Source organism: Verrucomicrobiia bacterium, from assembly GCA_036405135.1.
GTDB lineage: Bacteria > Verrucomicrobiota > Verrucomicrobiia > Limisphaerales > JAEYXS01 > JAEYXS01.
This window is the reverse complement of record DASWYF010000040.1, coordinates 153,760-174,443: the sequence shown is the minus strand read 5'-3', so window position 1 is coordinate 174,443 and position 20,684 is coordinate 153,760. Positions and strand designations below refer to the sequence as shown.

Annotated in this window: 10 protein-coding genes and 1 tRNA gene; 6 read left to right on the top strand and 5 right to left on the bottom strand. The window is 56.0% G+C overall.

Annotation, left to right across the window (positions count from 1 at the left end; genetic code table 11):
• Positions 1-9 precede the first annotated feature (9 nt).
• Together VGH19_19965 and VGH19_19960 are read left to right on the top strand one after the other, a co-directional pair.
• Entirely contained in the window at positions 10-1,203 is a 1,194-nt protein-coding gene (locus tag VGH19_19965; GenBank protein ID HEY1173651.1) for a hypothetical protein, read from the top strand.
• Positions 1,204-1,437: 234 nt separating this feature from the next.
• Positions 1,438-1,923: an SRPBCC family protein gene (locus VGH19_19960; protein HEY1173650.1), complete on the top strand. Its 486-nt coding sequence runs from the start codon at positions 1,438-1,440 to the stop codon at positions 1,921-1,923.
• Positions 1,924-2,074: 151 nt separating this feature from the next.
• On the opposite strand, the gene VGH19_19955 is transcribed toward VGH19_19960, so the two are convergent.
• Both VGH19_19955 and VGH19_19950 read right to left on the bottom strand, forming a co-directional pair.
• Positions 2,075-3,064: a DNA topoisomerase IB gene (locus VGH19_19955; GenBank protein HEY1173649.1), complete on the bottom strand. Its 990-nt coding sequence runs from the start codon at positions 3,062-3,064 to the stop codon at positions 2,075-2,077.
• A 279-nt stretch (positions 3,065-3,343) separates the two neighbouring features.
• On the bottom strand, positions 3,344-4,813 hold the full coding sequence (locus VGH19_19950; GenBank protein HEY1173648.1) for a sulfatase-like hydrolase/transferase: 1,470 nt from the start codon (positions 4,811-4,813) through the stop codon (positions 3,344-3,346).
• A gap of 266 nt (positions 4,814-5,079) precedes the next feature.
• Between VGH19_19950 and VGH19_19945 the strand changes: the two genes are divergently transcribed.
• The 3 genes from VGH19_19945 (at position 5,080) to VGH19_19935 (ending at position 9,816) form a co-directional block, all read left to right on the top strand.
• Positions 5,080-8,205 carry a DUF1592 domain-containing protein gene (locus VGH19_19945; GenBank protein ID HEY1173647.1) on the top strand — a complete coding sequence of 1,042 codons (3,126 nt, stop codon included), beginning with the start codon at positions 5,080-5,082 and terminating at the stop codon, positions 8,203-8,205.
• Between the two features lie 85 nt (positions 8,206-8,290).
• Positions 8,291-9,649 (top strand): DUF1552 domain-containing protein, encoded by a 1,359-nt coding sequence (locus VGH19_19940; protein HEY1173646.1) that lies wholly within the window; start codon positions 8,291-8,293, stop codon positions 9,647-9,649.
• A 91-nt stretch (positions 9,650-9,740) separates the two neighbouring features.
• Positions 9,741-9,816: transfer RNA gene (locus VGH19_19935), tRNA-Ile, on the top strand.
• A 17-nt stretch (positions 9,817-9,833) separates the two neighbouring features.
• Here the strand turns inward: VGH19_19935 and VGH19_19930 are convergent.
• The 3 genes from VGH19_19930 to VGH19_19920 all read right to left on the bottom strand — a co-directional run bounded on the left by VGH19_19930 (position 9,834) and on the right by VGH19_19920 (position 15,150).
• Positions 9,834-10,532 (bottom strand): hypothetical protein, encoded by a 699-nt coding sequence (locus VGH19_19930; GenBank protein ID HEY1173645.1) that lies wholly within the window; start codon positions 10,530-10,532, stop codon positions 9,834-9,836.
• Positions 10,533-10,559: 27 nt separating this feature from the next.
• Complete coding sequence (locus tag VGH19_19925) at positions 10,560-12,014, bottom strand: DUF1501 domain-containing protein (GenBank protein ID HEY1173644.1); 1,455 nt, start codon at positions 12,012-12,014, stop codon at positions 10,560-10,562.
• Positions 12,015-12,087: 73 nt separating this feature from the next.
• Positions 12,088-15,150 (bottom strand): PSD1 and planctomycete cytochrome C domain-containing protein, encoded by a 3,063-nt coding sequence (locus VGH19_19920; protein HEY1173643.1) that lies wholly within the window; start codon positions 15,148-15,150, stop codon positions 12,088-12,090.
• A gap of 740 nt (positions 15,151-15,890) precedes the next feature.
• Between VGH19_19920 and VGH19_19915 the strand changes: the two genes are divergently transcribed.
• Positions 15,891-20,621 carry a PVC-type heme-binding CxxCH protein gene (locus VGH19_19915; protein ID HEY1173642.1) on the top strand — a complete coding sequence of 1,577 codons (4,731 nt, stop codon included), beginning with the start codon at positions 15,891-15,893 and terminating at the stop codon, positions 20,619-20,621.
• The last annotated feature ends 63 nt before the right edge of the window (positions 20,622-20,684 follow it).

Below are 20,684 nucleotides of genomic sequence, written 5' to 3'. Positions count from 1 at the left end.
GAGTAAAAAATGCAAACGCTTGAGATGGACAAGCTGGGCCTCGCGGGACCGGATCTCTCCGGTAGTACACACACCTTCACCCGCGATGGCAGCATGGAGATGGAGAACCAGATCCGGAAGATCTGCCAAGGGGTGATGGAGGGAATCCGGCATATCGTGCCGCTGAGGAAATTGCAGGCGGTTTTGCTGGGAGGCGGATATGGCCGCGGTGAGGGCGGTGTCTTCCATGCGCAAGACCATGACACGCTCTACAACGACATGGAGTTTTACGTGTTCATCTCCGGGGTGACACTGCTGAATGAGAAGCTTTACGGCGATAAATTGAGGGAATTGGGCGAAAAACTGGGTGAGCAGGCCGGTGTGGATGTGGACTTTAAAATCCTGTCTCTGGCCAAATTTCGCAACAGCGAGGCGAGCATGTTTTTCTATGATCTTGCCGTCGGGCACAAATGGCTCTACGGGCAGGAGGAGCTTTTCAAGAACTGCCTGCATCACAAAAATCCCGGCAATATCCCGATGGTGGAAGGGACGCGGCTTTTGATGAACCGCTGCACGGGATTACTGCTGATGAAAGAGCGGATGCGGCATGGAACGCTCTTACAAGATTTTGCGGGAAGGAATCTGGCCAAGTTGCAACTTGCAATGGGTGACGCGTTGCTGACGGCGTATGGGCGTTATCATAGCAGCTGCCTTGAGCGCGGGGAACGTGTGCAGCAGTTGCAATCGTTGCCGGATTTTCCGTGGTTGGACGAAGTGAAGAGGCATCATGCGGCAGGGGTTGAATTCAAACTGCATCCGACGCGGAATGTGAATGACGAGAAGGAGATCAAAGCGTTGTTCAATGAGCTGGCAAATCTTTCGCTCAAGGTGTGGTTGTGGCTGGAGAACCGGCGGTTGAACCAGTCTTTTGCGACGGCGCGCGAGTATGCGATGAGCCCGGTGAACAAGTATCCAAAGACGAAGTGGTATCGGAACTGGGTGATCAATGTGATCCGCTTCGGACCAGAAATCGCGATGCGTCAGGAGGCGTTGAGATACCCGCGTGAGAGGCTTTTCAATACGTTGCCGCTGTTATTGTGGGAATCTCTTCCTGAAGATGATTTGAAACTGATGGATCATCTGCAGGAGCAGTTGCAGACGTTTGCGACGACTCCGGAAGCTTTGGTACACGCGTACACCCGGATGTGGGAGCAGGTGAGGTGAAAATGTATGATGAGGTTGGGTGGTGCGGAGAGGCTGGTTTCCAAGCTCGCACGGAGTAGAATCATGGATGCATTTCATTGGTGGACATGGTCGCGTTGATGCAGATTGCGTTTTCTTGAAGGAGATTGATTGCATCATTCCTGACGTGCTGAAGGTCTGATTTCTATAATTGCTTACATGGGCAACGGGGATGCGTGAACAGAGGTTTGGCATGTTTTTCGCTGATTATTTGGGATGCCAGCAACAAAAACTTCCCATGAGCGGCCTCCCGTGATTGAAAGCGGGGAGGGTATCAAAGTGGTGCGGACCATCGTCATCCATCGGCCAGCGCATGAATTGTATAACTTTTGGAGGAAACTCGACAACCTTCCGAAGTTCATGCCGGATCTGATATCGGTGACGCAAAAGTCGCAAACAGACTCGCACTGGATTGCGAAAGGACCGATGGGAAACGAGATCGGCTGGGATGCGGAAATCATCAATGAGACTTCAGGACGGTTAATCGCGTGGCAGACGAAACTAGGAACTAAGATGGCGCATGCAGGAACGGTGCGTTTCGATCCTGTGGCAGGTGGAACAGCGACGGCGGTCACAGTGACAGTGGAGTATGATCCGCCGGGTGGAAGATTCACAAATGTGCTGGCGAAGATGGTGGGGAAAGATCCGGGGCATGAGATCGAGGACAGTTTGGAGAGGTTGAAGAAGCTGGTGGAGTTGTGAAGGAAAGTGATTGATAACTTTTGGATGCCCAGTGCTACTGCTGACTCCTCACCCGGTTCTGCTTGGGGCGGAACCGACCTCTCCCTCATTGAGCTTTGAAAGTCTCGCGAGTTCGAGAGGTAGCATTTCCAGCGCTGATGATGATCTACGCTTAACTCTTAACGCGTTTGCGCAGGAGTTTAGTGAGGAGGTGGAAGGCGGTGGATTCTGGTTTGGTGAAGCCGCGAGGGATGGGGCCAGTATTTTTGAGAGAGGGGAGTTTGTTTTTACTTAAGTAGGTTTTAAGGATTATGGGGTGGATGTAGGATTTGCGACAGATGGCGGGGGTGTTGCCGAGGCGTTCGGCGACGGAGCTGAGGCAGGCTTTCAGGGTACGCTTCGTGGCGGAGATGTTGGTGCAGGGTTCAGTTTTCAGGAGTTCTGAGATCATCAAGACAGTGGCCGACCAGGTGCGGAAATCTTTGGCGCTGAATTCGGCATCACTGAGTTCGCGAAGGTAGTGGTTCACATCGGATGAGGTGATCTTGTGGCGGTTGCCGTCTTCATCAAGGTATTGGAAGAGGTGTTCACCGGGGAGGTCGCGGCATTGGCGGACGATGCCGGCGAGTTTGCGGTCTTTCAATTCGATGTCGTGAATCTTTTTGCTTTTGCCACGGAAATGGAAGGCGATCTTGTGAGCGGAGATGCTGACTTGGGAATCGCGCAGGGTGGTGAGTCCGTAGGAGCGGTTCTGACGGGCGTATTCGGGATTGCCGATGCGGATGAGGCTGCGGTCGAGCAGGGATACGATGGTGGCCTGGACTTTAAGCAGCGTGGGAGTTTTGAGTTTCAGATCGTGTCGGACACGGCGGCGGATGTGAGGAAGTTGCGTGGCGAAGCGAAGGATGCGGCGGTATTTGTGGCGTTCACGGGAGGCGCGCCAGTCGGGGTGATAGATGTATTGCTTGCGGCCACGGGCATCGCGGCCGGTGGCTTGGAGCGGGGCGGTGGGGGAAGGATTTATCCAGACATCGCGCCAAGCGGGCGGGATGGCGAGGGATTTGATGCGGGTGAGGGTCGGAAGGTTATGGAGGAGTTTGCCGTTTTGGGTGTAGGTGGGGGAATGGGTGTTGTGGGAGCGGTGGATGCCCAAAGTGTTCAAATCGTCAGCCGGAATGTGCTTTTTGTTTTTCAGAATCGGATAAGCAATTAATTCTGAAGAACTGATGCGGTATTTTTGACCAATGGGCTAGAGAGGTGTGAACCCTAGGCTGCTATTCACTAAGCTGGTTTTGCATTAAAGCGGAACTGGCATCTGTCACGTTATCCATAGCGCCGGTTCTTTCGTGAGCGCTGCGGTGAAGGCCGAAGTTAGGGCAAAGCGGCAGCTTTGCCTCACCATGAGCGCCGGGGCACGGGGTATTGTGCTACGGCGGGGTGGCTACTTATTTTTCTTTTTTGCTTTGGGGGAGGGGGCGTTGGCTGGGTCGCCTAGAGCGGGGCCGTTATCGGGTGGAAGGGATTGGTGCCAGGTGACGGCGGCTTTGGTGAGGCGGGCGACGATCTCGGGGTTTTGTTCGGCGACGTTGGTGGATTCGATGTGGTCAGTGGCGAGATTGTAGAGTTCTGGTTTGGTGCCGTCGTAATTGCAGAGGAGTTTCCAATCGCCTTCGCGGATGGCGAGGTCGGGGAGGGGTTGAGGATTGGCGGGGCCGACGGTTTTGCGATCGGGCGGGCGACGCCAGTGGATGGAGGCGGTTCTTGAAGCGGTGCTTTCGCCGAGGAGAATGGGGGCGATGTTTTCGCCATCGAGTTTTGCGTTCGCGGGCAAAGGAACTTTGGCGAGGGAGAGGATGGAAGGGGCGAGGTCGAAGGCGGCGAAGACGGAGGTTTGATTCTCAGTGCCGACTTTGGCTTTTGCTTGAAGGCCGGGAGCCCAAGCGATGAGTGGAGAGCGGGTGCCGCCTTCATACAAGGTGCCTTTGGTGCCGCGGAAAGGACCAGCACTGCCTGCGCCGGGCTCGGGGCCGTTATCGGAGCACATGAGGATGAGGGTGTTATCACGCAGGGCGGGAGTGTTGCGGATGTGGTCGAAGAGTTTGCCGAATTGGCGGTCCATCTCTTCAAGCACGGAGCAGTATATCTCGCGTTTGGTTTGTTTCCATTTATCGACGGGTGGCCAGAAGGGGCTGTGGACGTCATCAGGCCAGAGGTTCACATAAAATGGTTTTCCAGCGGCGGAGGCGCGGTTCATGAAGGGGATGGCGGCTTCGATAAAACCGGTGGTGATGCGGGAGCGTTGCATCCAGACGACGGGGCCGCCGAGGCGTTCGGCATCGCCCCAGATGCGGGCGGGTTCGGTATCGCCGGGCTTGAGGGTGAGGGGGAGGAGCTTGGGGCCCATGCCTTCGAAATTGGTGAGGGATTCGTCGATACCGTAAGCACTGATGGGTGGGGCTTCATCGACATCGCGCTGCCCGCCGAGGTGCCATTTGCCGAAGTGGCCGGTGGCATAACCGGCGTCACGCAAGGTGCGGGCGAGGAAGGGGGCTTGGGGATCGAGCCAGTTGGCGACGCCGCGGCGGGCATTATCCGCGCGGTTATTGAGGAAGGAAGTGATCTTCCAGCGTTGCGGGTATTGGCCGGTCATCAGCGCGCAGCGAGAGGGGGAGCAGATGGGGGAATTGACGTAGAATTGGGTGAAGCGGATGCCTTCGGAGGCGAGGCGGTCGATGTTTGGGGTCTTCGCGTCTTTGTTGCCGAAGCAGGAGAAATCGCCCCAGCCCATATCATCGATGAGTATGAGGATGACGTTGGGTTTGGCGGGTTTTGATTCGGCGGCGAAGGTGCTGACGCTGGGACCAAATCCTACTAGGAGAAGTGCAAAAAGCAGCAAAGATGATTTTTTCATCGGATTATAGCGGGCAACGACCGCAATGAGCATTGTGATGTTGGCCAAAGATACAGGTTTGCGTCAAATTGACCATAAAAACAGCCCACCAATACCTCTGCGGGACACACTTAGAGTGGTTTTTAAAAACACTCTAAATCACAGGTTGAACAGGACTCATGGAGCGTGATTTAATGGAAGTTCTTGGATGAATTGTGAATAACGATCACGCAGGAAACGTCAGTTGAAGGTTTTATTGCAAGTTTCGTCAAATAAACTGGATGCGCATGGATTTTGATAGAAAAACAGCGGGATGGAAAAACCATCAAAGACTGGCTGGATGCCGGTTTGCAGCGGTATTGGTCGGATTTGCCGCGGTATTGATGATGGTTTCTAGGGATGTGTCCGCTGCTGATGCCAAGGGCAAGGGGCCGGATTGGAAGAGCATTCAGCCTGCGTTGGAGAAGTATTGCTACGATTGTCACGGTGGCGCGAAGACGAAGGGGGATGTGGATCTTAAACGGCTTTCCGCCGATCCGACGGTGGCGAAGGAGTTCGATCTGTGGAACCGGGTGAACATCGCGATGGAAAAGGGGGAGATGCCGCCGGATAACAAGCCGCAGCTCAAGTCAGCGGATAAAAAGAAGGTGCAGCAGTGGTTGGTAGCCTCACTGGATGAGGCGGTTCGCGCGAATGCGGGTGATCCGGGGCCGGTGACACTCCGTCGCCTGACGAATGCGGAGTATGATTATACGATCCGCGATCTGACGGGCATTTCCTATAATCTGGGAAAAGAGTTTCTGCCGGATGGTGGCGGTGGTGAGGGGTTCTCGAATATCGGGGATGTGCTGTTCACGAGTCCGCAGCAGCTCGACAAGTATCTGACGGCGGCGCGCAAGCTGGCGGATCATGCGACGATTCTGCCGGGCTCGGGCATCGTTTTCCAAAATTCTCGAGTGGGATTGCGCGGGCCGGATCAGTTGCGGGCGCAGGGAGAGCAGTCTTTGTATGTGTGGTATCAGAAGATGGCGGCACCGCATCTGCCGAAGGATGAGGAGAATCTGCGGGAGGCGGATTACATGCTGGCGTGCTGGAAGTTCAAACATAAGGAGCTAACGGGAGCGCAGTCCCTAGAGCAGTTGGCGAAGGAGGGGAATCTTTATCCGGCGTTTTTGGAGAATTGGTGGAGCACGCTGAACAGCAAGGAGCCACAATCGCGCTATCTCGATTTGACGCGTATTCCGTGGCAGCAGTTGCCGGGGCCGGATGCAAAGAATCTGAAAGTGGTGCCGGAGGCGGTGAAGGCGGCGTTGGCAGAGATCGATGAGCAGCGGAAGTCTTGGTATGATCCGAAGCGGAGCTGGGCGAGCATCCAACGGGTGCAGCAGGATTCTGATGGTATCCAGGCGTGGCCGCTGCTGGTGGAGACAAAGGGGAGCAATCAGGTTCACATCGTCATCGGTGATGTGGCGGATGGGAATGTGGGCGACTTCGTGACCCTGGAGAATCTGAACATCGAGTGGTCACGACAGAAGCAGAAGAATTATTTTGCGTGGTTGCAGGAGCGGTTGAAGGGGGATCGTGAGGCATTGACGGCGGTGGAAGCGGGGAAGGCGCAGGGGACGAATGTGTTATCGGCTGAGAAGTTGAAGGCGCGGATTACGGAGGGGGAGAAAGTGGCGGGGTATTTTGGCAAAGATCCGCAGGGGAAGAAAGTCGAAGCGAATGTCATCAGTGTGAAAGCACCCGTGGTGATGACGTTGCCGTTCCCGGAAGATGCAGCGCGGCTGCGTGGGAGTGGCAAGTTGGATATCTATTCGCCGGAGGCGGAAGCGGCATCGGTGCAATGGATGGCGACGGTGGGTGCTCCGCTTAATCCGACCAATGTATTGCCGGGGGTATTGACGGTGTGGAAGCGTTCGACGCCGGTGCATCATAAGTTGATGGGCGAGTTTGAGCGGATGAAGAATGTTTTCCCGGATATCTTCGACCGGCGTATGGAGGAAGTGGCGCGGAATTTCCATCGTGGTGGGAAAGGACCGGGCGTTTATTATTTCAGTGATGCACAGTTGTCTGCGTTACTGCCGGATGCGGAGAAGAAGCACATGGTGGAGATGCTGGAGGACTGGCGTTTCGTGCGGAACAAGAATCTGCCGGCGAAGCAAACGGCGGAGTGGGATGAGAAATTGCGCGCGCATCTGGAGAAGTTCACGGCGCAGGCTTGGCGGCGGCCTTTGGTGGATGCGGAGAAGCAAGAGCTCGCGAAGATCTATAATGATGCGCGGAAGCGGGAGCTGGATCAGGAATCGTCGGCGCGCGAGGTGTTGGTGCGCGTGATGGTGTCGCCGAACTTCCTCTTCAAGCTGGAGGAATCGGTTGGGCCGACGGATGTGCATCCGGTGACATCGTGGGAATTGGCGAGCAGGCTCAGTTACTTCCTGTGGTCATCCATGCCGGATGAAGCACTGCGCAAGGCCGCGGCGGATGGCAGTCTCGCGAAGCCGGAAGTGCTGGATCGGGAAGTGAAGCGGATGTTGAAAGATCCGCGAACGGTGGCGATGGCGCGGGAGTTCGGCGGGCAATGGTTGGAGTTCCACGGTTTCGATGAGCATAAGTCTGTGGATCAAAACAAGTATCCGCAATTCACCAGTGAGATACGGGCGGATATGCAGGAGGAGGCGTTAAAATTCTTCAGCTACATCGTGCAGGAAGACCGGCCGGTGCGGGAGATTTTGCTGGGTGATTACACGTTCTTGAATGAGCGGTTGGCGACGTATTACGGCATCCCGAATGTGAAGGGCGGGGAGTTTCAAAAGATCTCCGTGTCCGCCTATCAACGTGGTGGTTTGCTCGGCATGGGCAGTGTGTTGACGAAGACTTCTTATCCACAACGTACGAGTCCGGTGGTGCGGGGTAACTGGTTGTTGAAGTCGGTATTGGGCACGCCGGTGCCGCCGCCGCCGAATGATGTACCGAAGCTGGATGAGGATGCGACGAAGCCGAAGAGCCTGCGTGAGCGGTTGGAGCGGCATCGCGCAGACAAGGCGTGTGCTTCGTGCCATGACAAGATCGATCCGCTGGGCTTCGCGCTGGAGCGATTTGATGCGGTGGGGCGTCGTCGCATGGTGGATGAAGTGGGGGTTTCCGTAGATGCGTCTGCGCAGTTCAAGGATGGGACGAAGTTCGATGACTTCGCCGGATTGAAGCAACATCTGGAAGGGCGGCAGGCGGAGTTCAATGCGTTGATGTGCCGGAAGCTGGTGGGTTTTGCGCTGGGTCGTCCGGTGTTGCCGACGGACAAACTGTTGATCGAAGAGATGCAGAAAAATTTAAATGCATCGGAAGGACGTTTCTCCGCGGCTGTGCTGACGGTGGTTCACAGCAAGCAGTTCCTGAACCGGCGCAATGAGTAACAGTGTGTCGTGAGAAACGGGCGAAAAGTGATGAAAACCGACTCGCAGCCTTGAAACTGGTGCGGGTCAAAACGAAGATTAAAAGATGAAGAACGATAACAACCAATTTTCACGACGCTTCTTTTTGCGCGGCATGGGCGTGGCGCTCGGTCTGCCATGGTTGGAATCGTTCAACGTGTGGGGCGCTGAGGCGGGCAAGCCGGCGTCCATATCTGGAGCAACGACGGCTCCGCGGCGTAGCGCTACGATCTTCATGGGCAATGGTGTGAATCCGCATCATTGGGGCGCGAAGAATGGCCCGAACGGGATGGAATTCCTGCAGACTTTGAGCCCTTTGGAACCGGTGAAGGACAAGGTGCTGGTGTTCAAGGGGCTTTGGAATCCGACGACGGCGATGGGGCCGGGCGGGCATTATCCGAAGATGAACATTCTCTCCGGGTTGAAGGTGAAGCAGACGACGACGGATGTGGAGGTGGGCATCACGATGGACCAGATCATCGCGCGCTCGGTCGGACGTGCCACGCCGGTGCAGAATCTTGTCTTGGGGACAGAAGGGCCGAGTTACAGCACGGATAGCGGTTATACGTCCATTTACTCGGCGTATGTCTCGTGGAGCAGCCCGACGACACCAGCACCGAAAGAGATTTATCCGCAACAGGCGTTCGACCAGTTGTTCGATGACGGGAGCCAGCGTCGCCGTGACAAGAGCGTGCTGGATCTGGTGATGAATGATGCGAACAGCTTGCGCACGAAGCTAAGCCGTCGTGATACGAACAAGCTGGATGAGTATCTGACGTCGGTTCGAGAATTGGAGCAGCGCATCGAGCGTGCGGAGGAGTTCAGCAAGAAGGAGAACAACGGGCAGGGCTGGCAGCCATCGGTGAAGGCTCCGACTTTTGCGCGGCCCAATGCAGGCATTCCAGCCCGTGCGGATGAGCATCTGAAGCTCATGCTGGACATTCTTGTGCTGGCATTCCAAATGGATCGCACGCGCGTGGCCACGCTGATGCTGAACAACGATCTTTCGCAGATGAACTTGAGCTTCCTTGGCGGCATCAAAGGCGGTCTTCATGAGCTGTCGCATCACTCGAATGACGCGGAGCGTCTGGCGATGTATCAAAAGGCGAATCAGTATCACATCCAGCTCTGGTCCGAGGCGTTGCAGAAGATGCAGCAGACGAATGAGGGTGAGCGCACGTTGCTGGATAACAGCATGGTGATGTTCTGCTCGAGTCTGTTCGACGGTAATGCGCATGACTCGAATCAATTGCCGATCGTGATGGCGGGTGGTGGTGGCGGGACGATCCGGGGTGGACGTTTACTGGATTTCACGGGGCAGGAGAATCGCAAGCTGTGCCGTCTGCATATGGCGGTGATGGACCGCATGGGAGTGAACATGGATCGCTTTGGTGATGCGGAGACGGCGTTGACAGATTTGGGGTGATTTTCAAACCCCGCGTAATTGCTCTATACAAGGGAGGAAATTTCCGTTTCACTCCGTGTGTCTGATCTGGTCGAGTTGGCTCCCAATTCAAGGGCCTATAGCTCAGCGGTTAGAGCAGGGGACTCATAATCCCTTGGTCGTAGGTTCAAATCCTACTGGGCCCACCATCTTCTTTCTGCGGCGTTCACCGTTTTTGATTGTAACTTTCCTGATGGTATTTTTCAGCGGTGAGCTTGTTGATGGAAGTGGAGATGGCTTGATCAACGGAGAGGGATTTCCAATTCACTGACCAGAATTTTTCGGAGATGGATTTCATCGCGTGTTGCCATTGGTCGCGGGTGATTTTGGACGGTGGGGGTTGGACAGAGCCTTGGATAAGTAGGCCGTGTTTGTTGCGGCGCTGGGCGGCTCCGGCGATTTTTTTGCCGCCATGAAGGAGGTCGTATTTTTCGGCACCGATGAAGCATTGGCCAGGCAGGTCTTTCTGGCAGCAGGGGGAGAGTTCGGTGTTCAGGCCGAGTTGGGTGAAGGCGTCACGGATCCATTCGTGGATGCGGCGGTAGCTGTCTTCTGCCTTCAACTGATACCATTCGTGGCCGGGCGGGAAGGCAGCGCTGTAGGTCCAGTCGTTCTTGTGTGGCACGAGTCCACCGCCGGTGGGACGACGGATAAGCGGGCGCAGGCCGGTCATGATTTCGACCTCGGCGTATTTCTGAAAATAGCCGAAGGTGGCGGCGGGTTCAGTCCAGCCGTAGAAGCGCAGGACGGGTTTGCCCAAGCTGTCAACTTGCTCCAGCAAGGTTTCATCCAACGCCATGTTCTCTGCGGGAGCGCAGGCGCCTGAATCCAAGATCAACCAATCCGATACAACATTCTCTGACACGCAGAGAGGATTTGCGCAGGATTGGTTTTATGCGAGCAAATCCTTCACGACGTGGCCGTGGACATCGGTGAGACGGAACTGGCGTCCTTGATGCGTGAAGGTGAGGCGTTCGTGATCGAAGCCGAGCAAGTGCAAGATGGTGGCCTGCAGATCGTGCGTGTGGACGGGTTTGTCCACAACATGGAAGCCGAGTTCGTCAGTGGCTCCGTAGGTGAGACCGGACTTCACGCCGCCACCGGCGAGCCACATCGTGTAGGCCTGCGGATGGTGATCGCGGCCCATGCTGCGACCGAGGGAGGCGTTCGTCTCCACCATGGGGGTGCGACCGAATTCACCGCCCCAGATGACGAGGGTGTCGTCTAGAAGGCCGCGTTCTTTCAGGTCTTTCACGAGCGCGGCAGAGGCTTGGTCGGTGGCTTCGCAATTCTTTTTGTGATTACCCACGACATCGCTATGGGCGTCCCAGCCTTCGTGATAGATGTTCACGAAACGGACGCCGCGTTCGATCATGCGGCGGGCGAGGAGACAGGCGCGGGCGAAGGAGGGTTTGTCTGGATCGCAACCGTAGCTTTCCAACGTGGCTTTGCTCTCGCCTTTCAGATTCATCAACTCGGGTGCGGAGGATTGGAGGCGATAGGCCATCTCATAGGAAGCCATGCGGGTGGCGATCTCGGGATCGCCCGCAGTGCCGAGGCGTTGGCGGTTCATCTCAGCGACGAGGTCGAGGGAATCGCGCTGTAATTTGGCGTCCACACCTTTCGGGCTGGAAACGTTCAGGATGGGGTCGCCCTCATTGCGGAAACGTACACCGGTGTAAACGGTGGGGAGGAAGCCGCTGGACCAATTCGCCGAGCCGCCGCTGATGCCGCTGCCGGTGGACATGACGACATAAGCGGGCAAGTCCTGGCTCTCGGAACCAAGTCCATAGGTGACCCAAGAACCGAGGCTGGGGCGACCGGGTTGCGAGAAACCGGTGTTCAGGAAAATCTGCGCGGGGGCGTGATTGAACTGATCCGTGTGCACGGACTTCACCATGCAGATGTCGTCCACGATCTGGCCGAGATGCGGTAATGCTTCTGAGATTTCAGCGCCGCTCTGGCCGTGCTTGGCGAATTTGAAGCGTGGGGCCATCACGGCAGCATCAGGGCGGATGAAGGCGTAGCGTTGGCCACCGATGACTTCGGGCGGGATGGGCTTGCCTTCATACTGCACGAGCTTGGGCTTGTAATCGAAGAGGTCGAGCTGGCTGGGGGCCCCGGCCATGAAGAGGTGGATGACGCGTTTGGCCTTGGGTTTGAAATGCGGAAGCTTGGGCGCGAGCGGGTTGGTAGCTTGCTGCGCGAGGGCGTTGCGCGTGAAGGAATTCGTGAGCAGACCGGCGAGGGCGAGCTTGCCGAGGCCGACGCCGCATTCCTTGAAGAACCAGCGGCGCGAGACGAGGTCGGGATGTTCGCGCTGTTGCAGATAAGATTGGCAGTTCATTTTCAGTCTCAGGTTTCAGGTCTCATGTCTAAGGTCACTAAGCAGCTTAAACATTCGAGCTGAGTTTGGTTCTTCACTGTTTCGTCACCATTTCATCCAAGTTTATCAGGGCGCGGGCTACGATCGTCCATGCGGCTTGTTCCACGGTGCCGTCTTTGTTGCCGCTGAGTTCGGTGGCGTTCAGTTCTTTGGCTTCGAGTCGGGCGCGTTGGGTATCGTAGAAGTTTTTCAAACGAGTGATCTCTTCGCTGGTGGCGGAACGAGTGAGGCAGCGTTGGAAGAGTTTTTGGAGCTTGGTTTCAACGCTGCCAGTTTCCTTGGCCCAATCGCGGCCGAGGGCTTGGGCGGCTTCGAGGAAGACGGTGTCGTTCAGGAGCGTGAGCGCTTGGAGCGGAGTGTTGGAGACATCGCGACGGGCGACACATGCTTCGCCGCTGGGAGCGTCGAAGGTGTTGAACATGGCGTAGGGCGCGGTGCGTTTCGTGAAGGTGTAGAGGCCGCGACGATACCGGTCTTCACCGGTGCTGGTGGTCCAGGAGAGTTTGCCGTAGGTACCTTCCGAGGTGACGCTGGCGGGCTGCGGCGGGTAGACGCTGGGGCCGCCGAGCTTCGATGAAAGCAGGCCGGAGACTTTCAGCACGGAGTCTCGGATCTGCTCGGCCTCAAGGCGCACGCGTGGGCCGTGGGCGAGCAGTTTGTTTTCGGCGTCCTTCGCGAGAAGTTGTGGTGTGACGGTGGAGTCTTGGCGATACGTTGCGCTGGTGACGATGAGGCGGTGGAGCTTTTTCATGGACCAGCCTTGTTTTTCGAATTCCACGGCGAGCCAATCGAGCAGGGCAGGGTGCGTGGGGAGTTCGCCTTGGAGGCCGAAGTCCTCGGTGGTGCGGACGAGACCGCGACCGAAGAACGCGGCCCAGTGGCGATTCACGGTCACGCGACCGACGAGGGGGTTTTCCGTGGAGACGAGCCAGCGAGCGAAGGTGAGACGATCGCGTTTTTGATCAGCGGGTAGCTTATGCAATACGCTGATGACGCCGGGTGTGACGGGTTCCTTGGGTTGTAGGAATTCGCCGCGATGGTAGCGGAAGGTGGCGCGTGGATTGGTCGCGGGACGTTCGCGCATGACGAGTGTTGTCGGGAAATCGGGTTCGGAGCGGCGGAGCTTGTCGATCTCGGTGCGATGCGCGGCGAGTTCGGGGGCGTTCAAGAGATAGAGTTGGCGCAAAGCGGTGCGATTTTCTTTGGTGAGTGCGTCATCGGATTTGAGCAGAAGTGAGTCAATGTTTTCGGCGAAGTCGCGGGCTTCAGCTTTCGTGGACGCAGTCGTTGCGGAGAGGCGGAAGCGGCCGAGCGGGGCGGCGTAGTGTTTCTCGAAGAGCATGGCGATCTTCACCTCGCTATCGGCTTCGAGCGGCTTTTCGAAATTGAAGACGGCGATGTGGCGTTCGCCTTGGCCACCATTTACGGACCAGCCGGATTGTTGATCGCCATCGATGCAGTTCTTCGCTGTGGCGGTGCCGCGACCGATGCCGGGTTTGCCGAAGCTGTGGGTGGCATCGCTGAACTTCAGCGGTTGGCCGTTCGCCGTGGCGGTGAATTCGCTGAGGAAGAAATCGCCTTTCGGACCTTCGTAGAAGGTCGCGCCGGGGCCGTGAGCGGGGAGGCGTTTATCTGGGATAGCTTCGAGACGGAGTGCGGTGGTGCCTTTGGGAAGCTTATAGGTGAGTTCATAAGTGTCGGCTTTAGATTGGTCGCCGGTGGCGAAGATGGAGTTGTCTTCCTGCAAGGTGAGCAGGGCGAGATTGGCTTTTAACGTGGCAGGTTTCAGCACCTGCCAACCAACAGTGCGGTTGCGTTCGACTTTGAGCCATTCAGCGAAGCCTTTCTCGATGAGTTCTTCGCGGATAATGGCGGCAGGGCGGTCATCGGAGGCGGCTTTGTTGGTGATAGGGAATTTCTCGGCGAGGCCGGAAACCATCGTGGCGAGTTTGGCTGCGTGGTCTTTGCGTTGCTGGTCGATCTTGGTGTCGGGGAGGTCTTGATCGGGTTCGTTCGCGTTATTGAGGAACGACATCATCTGGTAATACTCAGTGTGCGTGATGGGGTCGTATTTATGCGTGTGGCATTGGGCGCAACCGATAGTGAGTCCGAGCCACGTGGTGCCGGTGGTGGCGATGCGATCAACAGTGGCGTAGAAGCGAAACTCGAGAGGGTCGATGCCGCCTTCCTCGTTCAACATGGTGTTACGATGGAAACCGGTGGCGACGAGTTGATCCATGGTAGCATTCGGGAGCATGTCGCCAGCGATCTGCTCGATGGTGAATTCATCGAAAGGCATGTCGGCATTGAGGGCGTTGATGACCCAATCGCGGTATGGCCAGATGGAGCGGGGGCGATCTTTCTCGTAGCCGTTCGTATCGGCGTAGCGAGCGAGGTCGAGCCAGCGACGCGCCCAGCGTTCGCCGTAGTGAGGTGAGGCGAGAAGTTCATCGACGACCTTCTCGTAGGCTTTCGGAGATTTATCTTTTACGAACGCATCGACTTGCTCCGGCGAGGGTGGGAGACCGATGAGATCGAGGTAAACGCGGCGGATGAGTGTGTAGCGGTCGGCTTCCTTAGATGGCTTCAGCTTTTCCTGTTCGAGGCGGGCGAGGATGAAGTTATCGATAGGGTTGCGGGACCATTTGCGGTCTTTGACGCGAGGTAATGGAGATTGCTTGGGGGCGATGAAAGACCAGTGTGGTTGGTATTCGGCACCTTGAGCGACCCATTGTTTGAGTATCTCTTTCTGTGCGTCGGTGAGCGGATGCTTGGCGGAGGGTGGGGGCATCACGTCGTCTTCATCGGTGGTGAGGACGCGGGTGATGAGTTCGCTTTCCTTGATCTTGCCAGGGACGATGGCGCGTTCACCGGACTTGGCGGGTTTCAGGGCTTCATCGCGGAGGTCGAGACGCAGGCCGCCTTTGCGGGTGCCTTCATCAGGGCCGTGGCATTTGAAGCAAGTGCCTGAGAGAATGGGCCGGACATCGCGCTGATAATCGATCTTGGCTGGGGCAGCGGCGAAGGTGTTGCCTGCCAGATGGGCAGCAACGAGTGTCAGCAAAAGGCTAAGTCTTTTCGGCAACAGCGTGGTCACGTGAGGAAGCTTAGCACAGAGAGGCGGTTGTCCAATGGAAGAATCTCGCGGAGGCGATGTAGGTTTATGAGGGGATTTTTAGCCACGGATTGAACACGGATAACGCTGATGAGGAAAATAAATGACGAATGACGAAACGCAAATAACGAAGGAACCGGCAATCAATGACGAATGGGGAGAGGGAAACATCGAACATAGAGAGTTAAGGAGAAGATATGGGAAAATAGCCAATAGGCGAATAGCCGATAGCCAACATTGGGAAATGGATGATTTTGGTTCCATATAACGCATGTAGTGCATATAGGGCTCACGGAATGAGAGCGGATCGGGGTAGGGTGACGGCATGGATATGAGATTTTTCCCGAGAATAGTGGGGAATAGCGAGATTGGGGTAACGGGGAATGGGATTAGGTGAGAGGGTAAGCGTGATGAATGATAAGCGAGCAAATGGTTTTTGGGAGATGGGGCTGCCGATGAGGTTTGGTAGAGCGGTTGCGGAAAGGGCTTGGGACGGCGTGGAAGTCATCCTTACCGGCGCTAGGGCTGACTATTACCCTCAAGTCTATAAAGTCTGGAATGATCCAATTGAGGACATGGCGAATGGTGTTTTTCCAGGGCCGGTTCAATTTATGAGTTCGGTGGTGAAGACCGAAGTTAGGGCAAAGCGGCAGCTTTGCCCCACCATGATTGGTGACGAATGGGGTTGGTTCGTTTACTTAGTTAAGATAGGGTTTTGGGGCATGAACCCAGGTAGATATGCTTTTGTTTTGATGGGGTGGCTGGCTTTGGTGGCTGGCGGGGTGGGGATTTCGGTTTCGGCGGCGGAGACGTCGGCGAACCGGTTCACGTATCTGGATGAGTCGGAGCCGTTTTATGTGCATCGCGAGTTTCCGAAGCTGATCACGCCGCAATGGGTGGGTGAGGATGGCGTTGAGGCGGTGATCACGCTGGGCATCGATGATATGCGGGAGCCGGAGAAGTATGAGGCGTTTTTGCGTCCGATCTTGCAGAAGTTAAAGGAGATCGATGGGCGGGCACCGGTGAGCATTCTCACGGTGAATGTGACGCCGACGCATCCGTTATTGCAGTCGTGGTTGAAGGAGGGGTTGTCCATCGAGGTGCATACGCTCACGCATCCTTGTCCGTTGTTGAATGGCGGGAAGTTTGAGACAGCGACGAATGCGGTGCATGGGGGGACGGACCTGCTTTCGCAGATATTGGGGAACAAGCCGGTGGCGTATCGCATGCCGTGCTGTGATTCGATGAACACGCCGAGTCCGCGCTTCTATGCGGAGATATTCAATCGCACGAGCGCGGATGGACGTTTCTTGCAGATCGATACATCGGTGATGAATTTCCCGACGGTGAAAGATGCATCGTTACCTAAGGAGTTGGTGGAGATGCCGGATGGTTCATCACGATTCTATCGCTACAAGGTGGAGCTACCGGTGCGGCAAGGGCAGAAGAGTCTGAAATCTTTTTCGACGACGATTGAGGATTATCCGTATCCGTATGTGATCGGGAAATTGTGTTGGGAGTTTCCACCGACGGTGCCGAGTGATTGGGAGGCGTTCAATCTGCGAGGAGCGAACCAGGACGAGACGCTGGCGGATATGAAAGCGGCGATGGACATCGCGGTGCGCAAGCAAGGGACGTATAACTTGGTGTTTCATCCGCATGGGTGGATACGGAATACGCAGATTGTTGAATTGATCGATTACGCGCATAAGACGTACGGGAAGAAGGTGAAGTTCCTGACGTTCAAGGAGTGCCTAGAGCGATTGAACAAGAATCTGCTGATGGATCAACCGCTGCGCGCAGCAAACGGGCAGGACAACGGCGTGCGGTTGCTCGATTTGAATAATGACGGGTATCAGGATGTGGTCATCGCGAATGACGATTTCATCACATCGCGCATATGGGACAAGGAGAGCAAGGTGTGGGTGAATACAGGATTCTTCACGCCGTTGGTAACAAAGGATCGCAAAGGGAATTCAGTGGAAACGGGTGTGCGGTTTGGCATTGTGGGTAAGCCAAACAGGGTGGTGGGTTTTGTGCGGAGTGAAACTGAGACGAAGGTTTACACTTTTGGGGAGGATTCTTGGGTGAGTGAACCGGCGTTGCTGACGGGCTTGCAAGTGGAAGGGGAAGCGGTGTTCACGAAAGCGAAGGGCGTGGATCGCGGTGTGCGATTCCGTGATGTGGATAAGGACGGGAGCTGTGAATTGATCGTGGGGAATGCGACCCAGAATGCAGTGTTTTCCTGGAACGAAGGCAAAAAGACTTGGGAGCGCCGGGATTTTAATCTGCCGCGGGAGACATCCATTGTGGATGCGCAGGGGAAGGACAATGGGTTGCGGTTCGTGGATATCAATGAGGATGGGTTTGAGGATGTGATCTTTTCCAATGCGGAGCGGTATTCGCTGAATCTTTATGTGACGAATCCAGTGCCGAGGTTGGGATGGCTCTCGGGGTGGTCGTATCAATCGCGTGCGGGTAAGCGCGGTGAAGCAGGTGAGATACCGATGATCGTGCGCGGTGGTGAGTTCAGGAATAACGGCGCTTGGTTTCATTCGGGTCACATGTGGATACAAAATGAGGATACGTCGCAGTTGCCGGATGTGGTGGATCGGCGGTCGTATCAGCAACTGCTGGCTTGGGAAACGCCGCCGCCGAAATCGCCAGAGGAAGCATTGAAGACGTTCCAGACGTTACCGGGATTTAAGATAGAGCTGGTGGCGAGCGAGCCGTTGGTGCGTGATCCGGTGGCGTTTGAGTGGAGTGAAGATGGCAAACTGTGGGTGGTGGAGATGAATGATTATCCTCTGGGCATGGATGGGAAAGGTGCGCCGGGCGGGCATGTGAAATATTTGGAGGATACGAATGGTGATGGACGCTATGACAAGGCGACGGTGTTCCTCGATAAGCTGCCGTTTCCTACGGGCGTGATGCCTTGGCGGAAAGGTGTATTGGTGATTGCAGCGCCGGATTTGTTTTATGCAGAGGATACGGATGGCGATGGCAAAGCGGATGTGCGCAAGGTGCTGTTCACGGGTTTCAAGGAAGGGAACCAGCAGCATCGCGTGAACGGGTTTGCGATGGGTTTGGATAATTGGATCTATGGCGCGAACGGCGATAGCGGTGGACAGATCAAATCAGAGATAACGGGCAAGGTGGTGGATATCAACCGGCGCGATTTCCGGTTCAAGCCGGACACTGGGGAATTCGAGACGCAGGCGGGGCAGACTCAGTATGGACGAGTGCGGGATGATTGGGGCAATTGGTTCGGGAACAATAATCCGAACTGGCTGTGGCATTATCATATCCCGGAGCAGTATCTGGGGCGCAATCCGTTGGTGACTGTGCGAGAGACGCGGAATTACCTGGCAAATTACAATGACTCGAAGCGGGTGTATCCGATCAGCAAGCCGATGACGCGCGTGAATCAGCCGCAGTCGATGAACTATGTGACCTCGGGCAATAGTCCATCGCCATATCGCGATGACCTGTTCGGACCGGACTTCGCGACGAGTGTGTTCGCGAGTGAGCCGGTGCATAACGTGGTGCATCGCGAAGTGCTGACGCCGAGCGGAGTGAGCTTCACGAGCCAGCGGGCGAAAGGTGAAGAGCAGAAGGAGTTTCTGGCGTCTACAGATCATTGGTTCCGCCCGACGATGATCAAGACGGGGCCAGATGGAGCGGTGTATGTGGCGGATTTTTACCGGTTCGTGCTGGAGCATCCGGAGTGGATCTCACCAGAGGCGCAGAAGGCATTGGACTTACGCGCGGGTGAGGACAAGGGACGCATCTATCGCGTGTATCCGGAGAATGCGAAGCTGCGGGTGGTACCGCGATTGGACAAATTGAACACGGCGGAATTGGTCGCAGCGATGGACAGTTCGAATGGGTGGCAGCGGGATACGGTGCAGCGGTTGTTGGTGCAGAGGCAGGATAAGGAAGCGGTGGAGTTGCTGAAGAAAATAATGATGGAGAATAAGTCGGCGAAGGTGCGGTTGCAGGCGTTGGGGACGTTAGAGGGATTGGGCGCGGTGGATTTGGCGATGCTAAAGGCCGGATGGAAAGATCAGCACGAGATGGTGCGGGAGTATGCGGTGAAGCTGGCTGAGGGCAGGGCGGGGGATGTGAGTGCGAGTGGATTATCAGAGCTGGGTGCGTTGGTGAAGGATGATTCGGTGCGGGTGAGGTATCAGTTGGCGTTTGCGTTGGGGGAAATGGAAAATAGTGGAGTGGTGCTGGCTGAGCTGGTTAAGCGCGATTTTGAGAATAATTCCATGCGCATCGCACTGATGTCGTCATTACCTAAGCATGTGGAAACTGTAGCGGGAGTGTTTTTGAAGCAATCGCCGTCTAATGAACCAGTTTTGCGAGCAGTTTTTGCAACAGCGGCGGTGAATCACGATGCGACAGCATTGAATAAAATGTTAAAGGAATCGGGAAATGTTCGAGGCCCCACAACGATGGGTATTGTGGCGGGAACATTGGAAGGATTGCGCCAGCGCAAAGTCTCTTGGGCCCAATTTCAACTAACTATCGCTGAAAAGGAAGTGATGGACTTGTTTGCACGGGCGTTTGTCTCGGCGAGGCAGTTGGCGGTGAAGCGAGATGCCAGTGAGACGGAGCGATTGGTGGCGTTAGAACTTTGCGGGCAAGATGCGGGTGCGGCGGAAGCGGAAAGTAAATTACTGAGCGGCCTGTTGGTGCCACAGGAATCGCAAGCGATCCAAAAGGCGGCTTTGCTGGCGATGCGGCGCATCAATGGCTCGGCTGGTGCGGAGACGTTGGTGACGTCGTGGTCGTCGCTAAGTCCGGCGTTGCGTGGATTGGCGTTTGAGGCGTTCGTGGGACGGCGTGATTGGTTGGGGACGTTTCTGGATGGTGTGCAGGCGGGAAAGATTCCCATGGCTCAGATCACTCCGGCGCAGAGGCAGCAGTTGCTGAACTTCCCAGCGTTGGAGGTGAAGCATCGGGCTGAGCAGTTGTTCAAGCCAACCAATCAGGACCGGCAAGCGCTGGTGAAGAAATACTTGGCGGCGGATCGGTTAGTAGGGCGAGGCGACAAGGGGAAGCAGCTTTTTGAGCAGAATTGCGCCGCGTGTCATCGGTTGGCAGGCTTGGGGCAGGAAATCGGGCCGGATTTGGGAATGGTGGGAGGCAAGGCGACAGATGCCTTACTGACGTCCATATTAGACCCGAATCAGGTGATGGAAGAACGTTACACGGCTTACACGGCGGAAATGACGGATGGGGAGGAAGTGAACGGGGTGGTGGTCGCGGAGACCCCAGCGGCCATAACAATCAAGACGGCGGCTGGCACTGAAGTGGTGGTAAGCCGTTCCCGTTTGAAGGGTTTACGCAGTTCAGGACTGTCTCTGATGCCGGAAGGATTAGAGGCGGTGATGGATATTCAGGCCATGGCGGATTTGCTCGCCTTTTTGAGGAAACCGCAATGAAGCAGAAAAGAATCGATAAAGGGAGTCGGTCTGGGCTTAAAATTCGATTGCCCATTCTGCTCC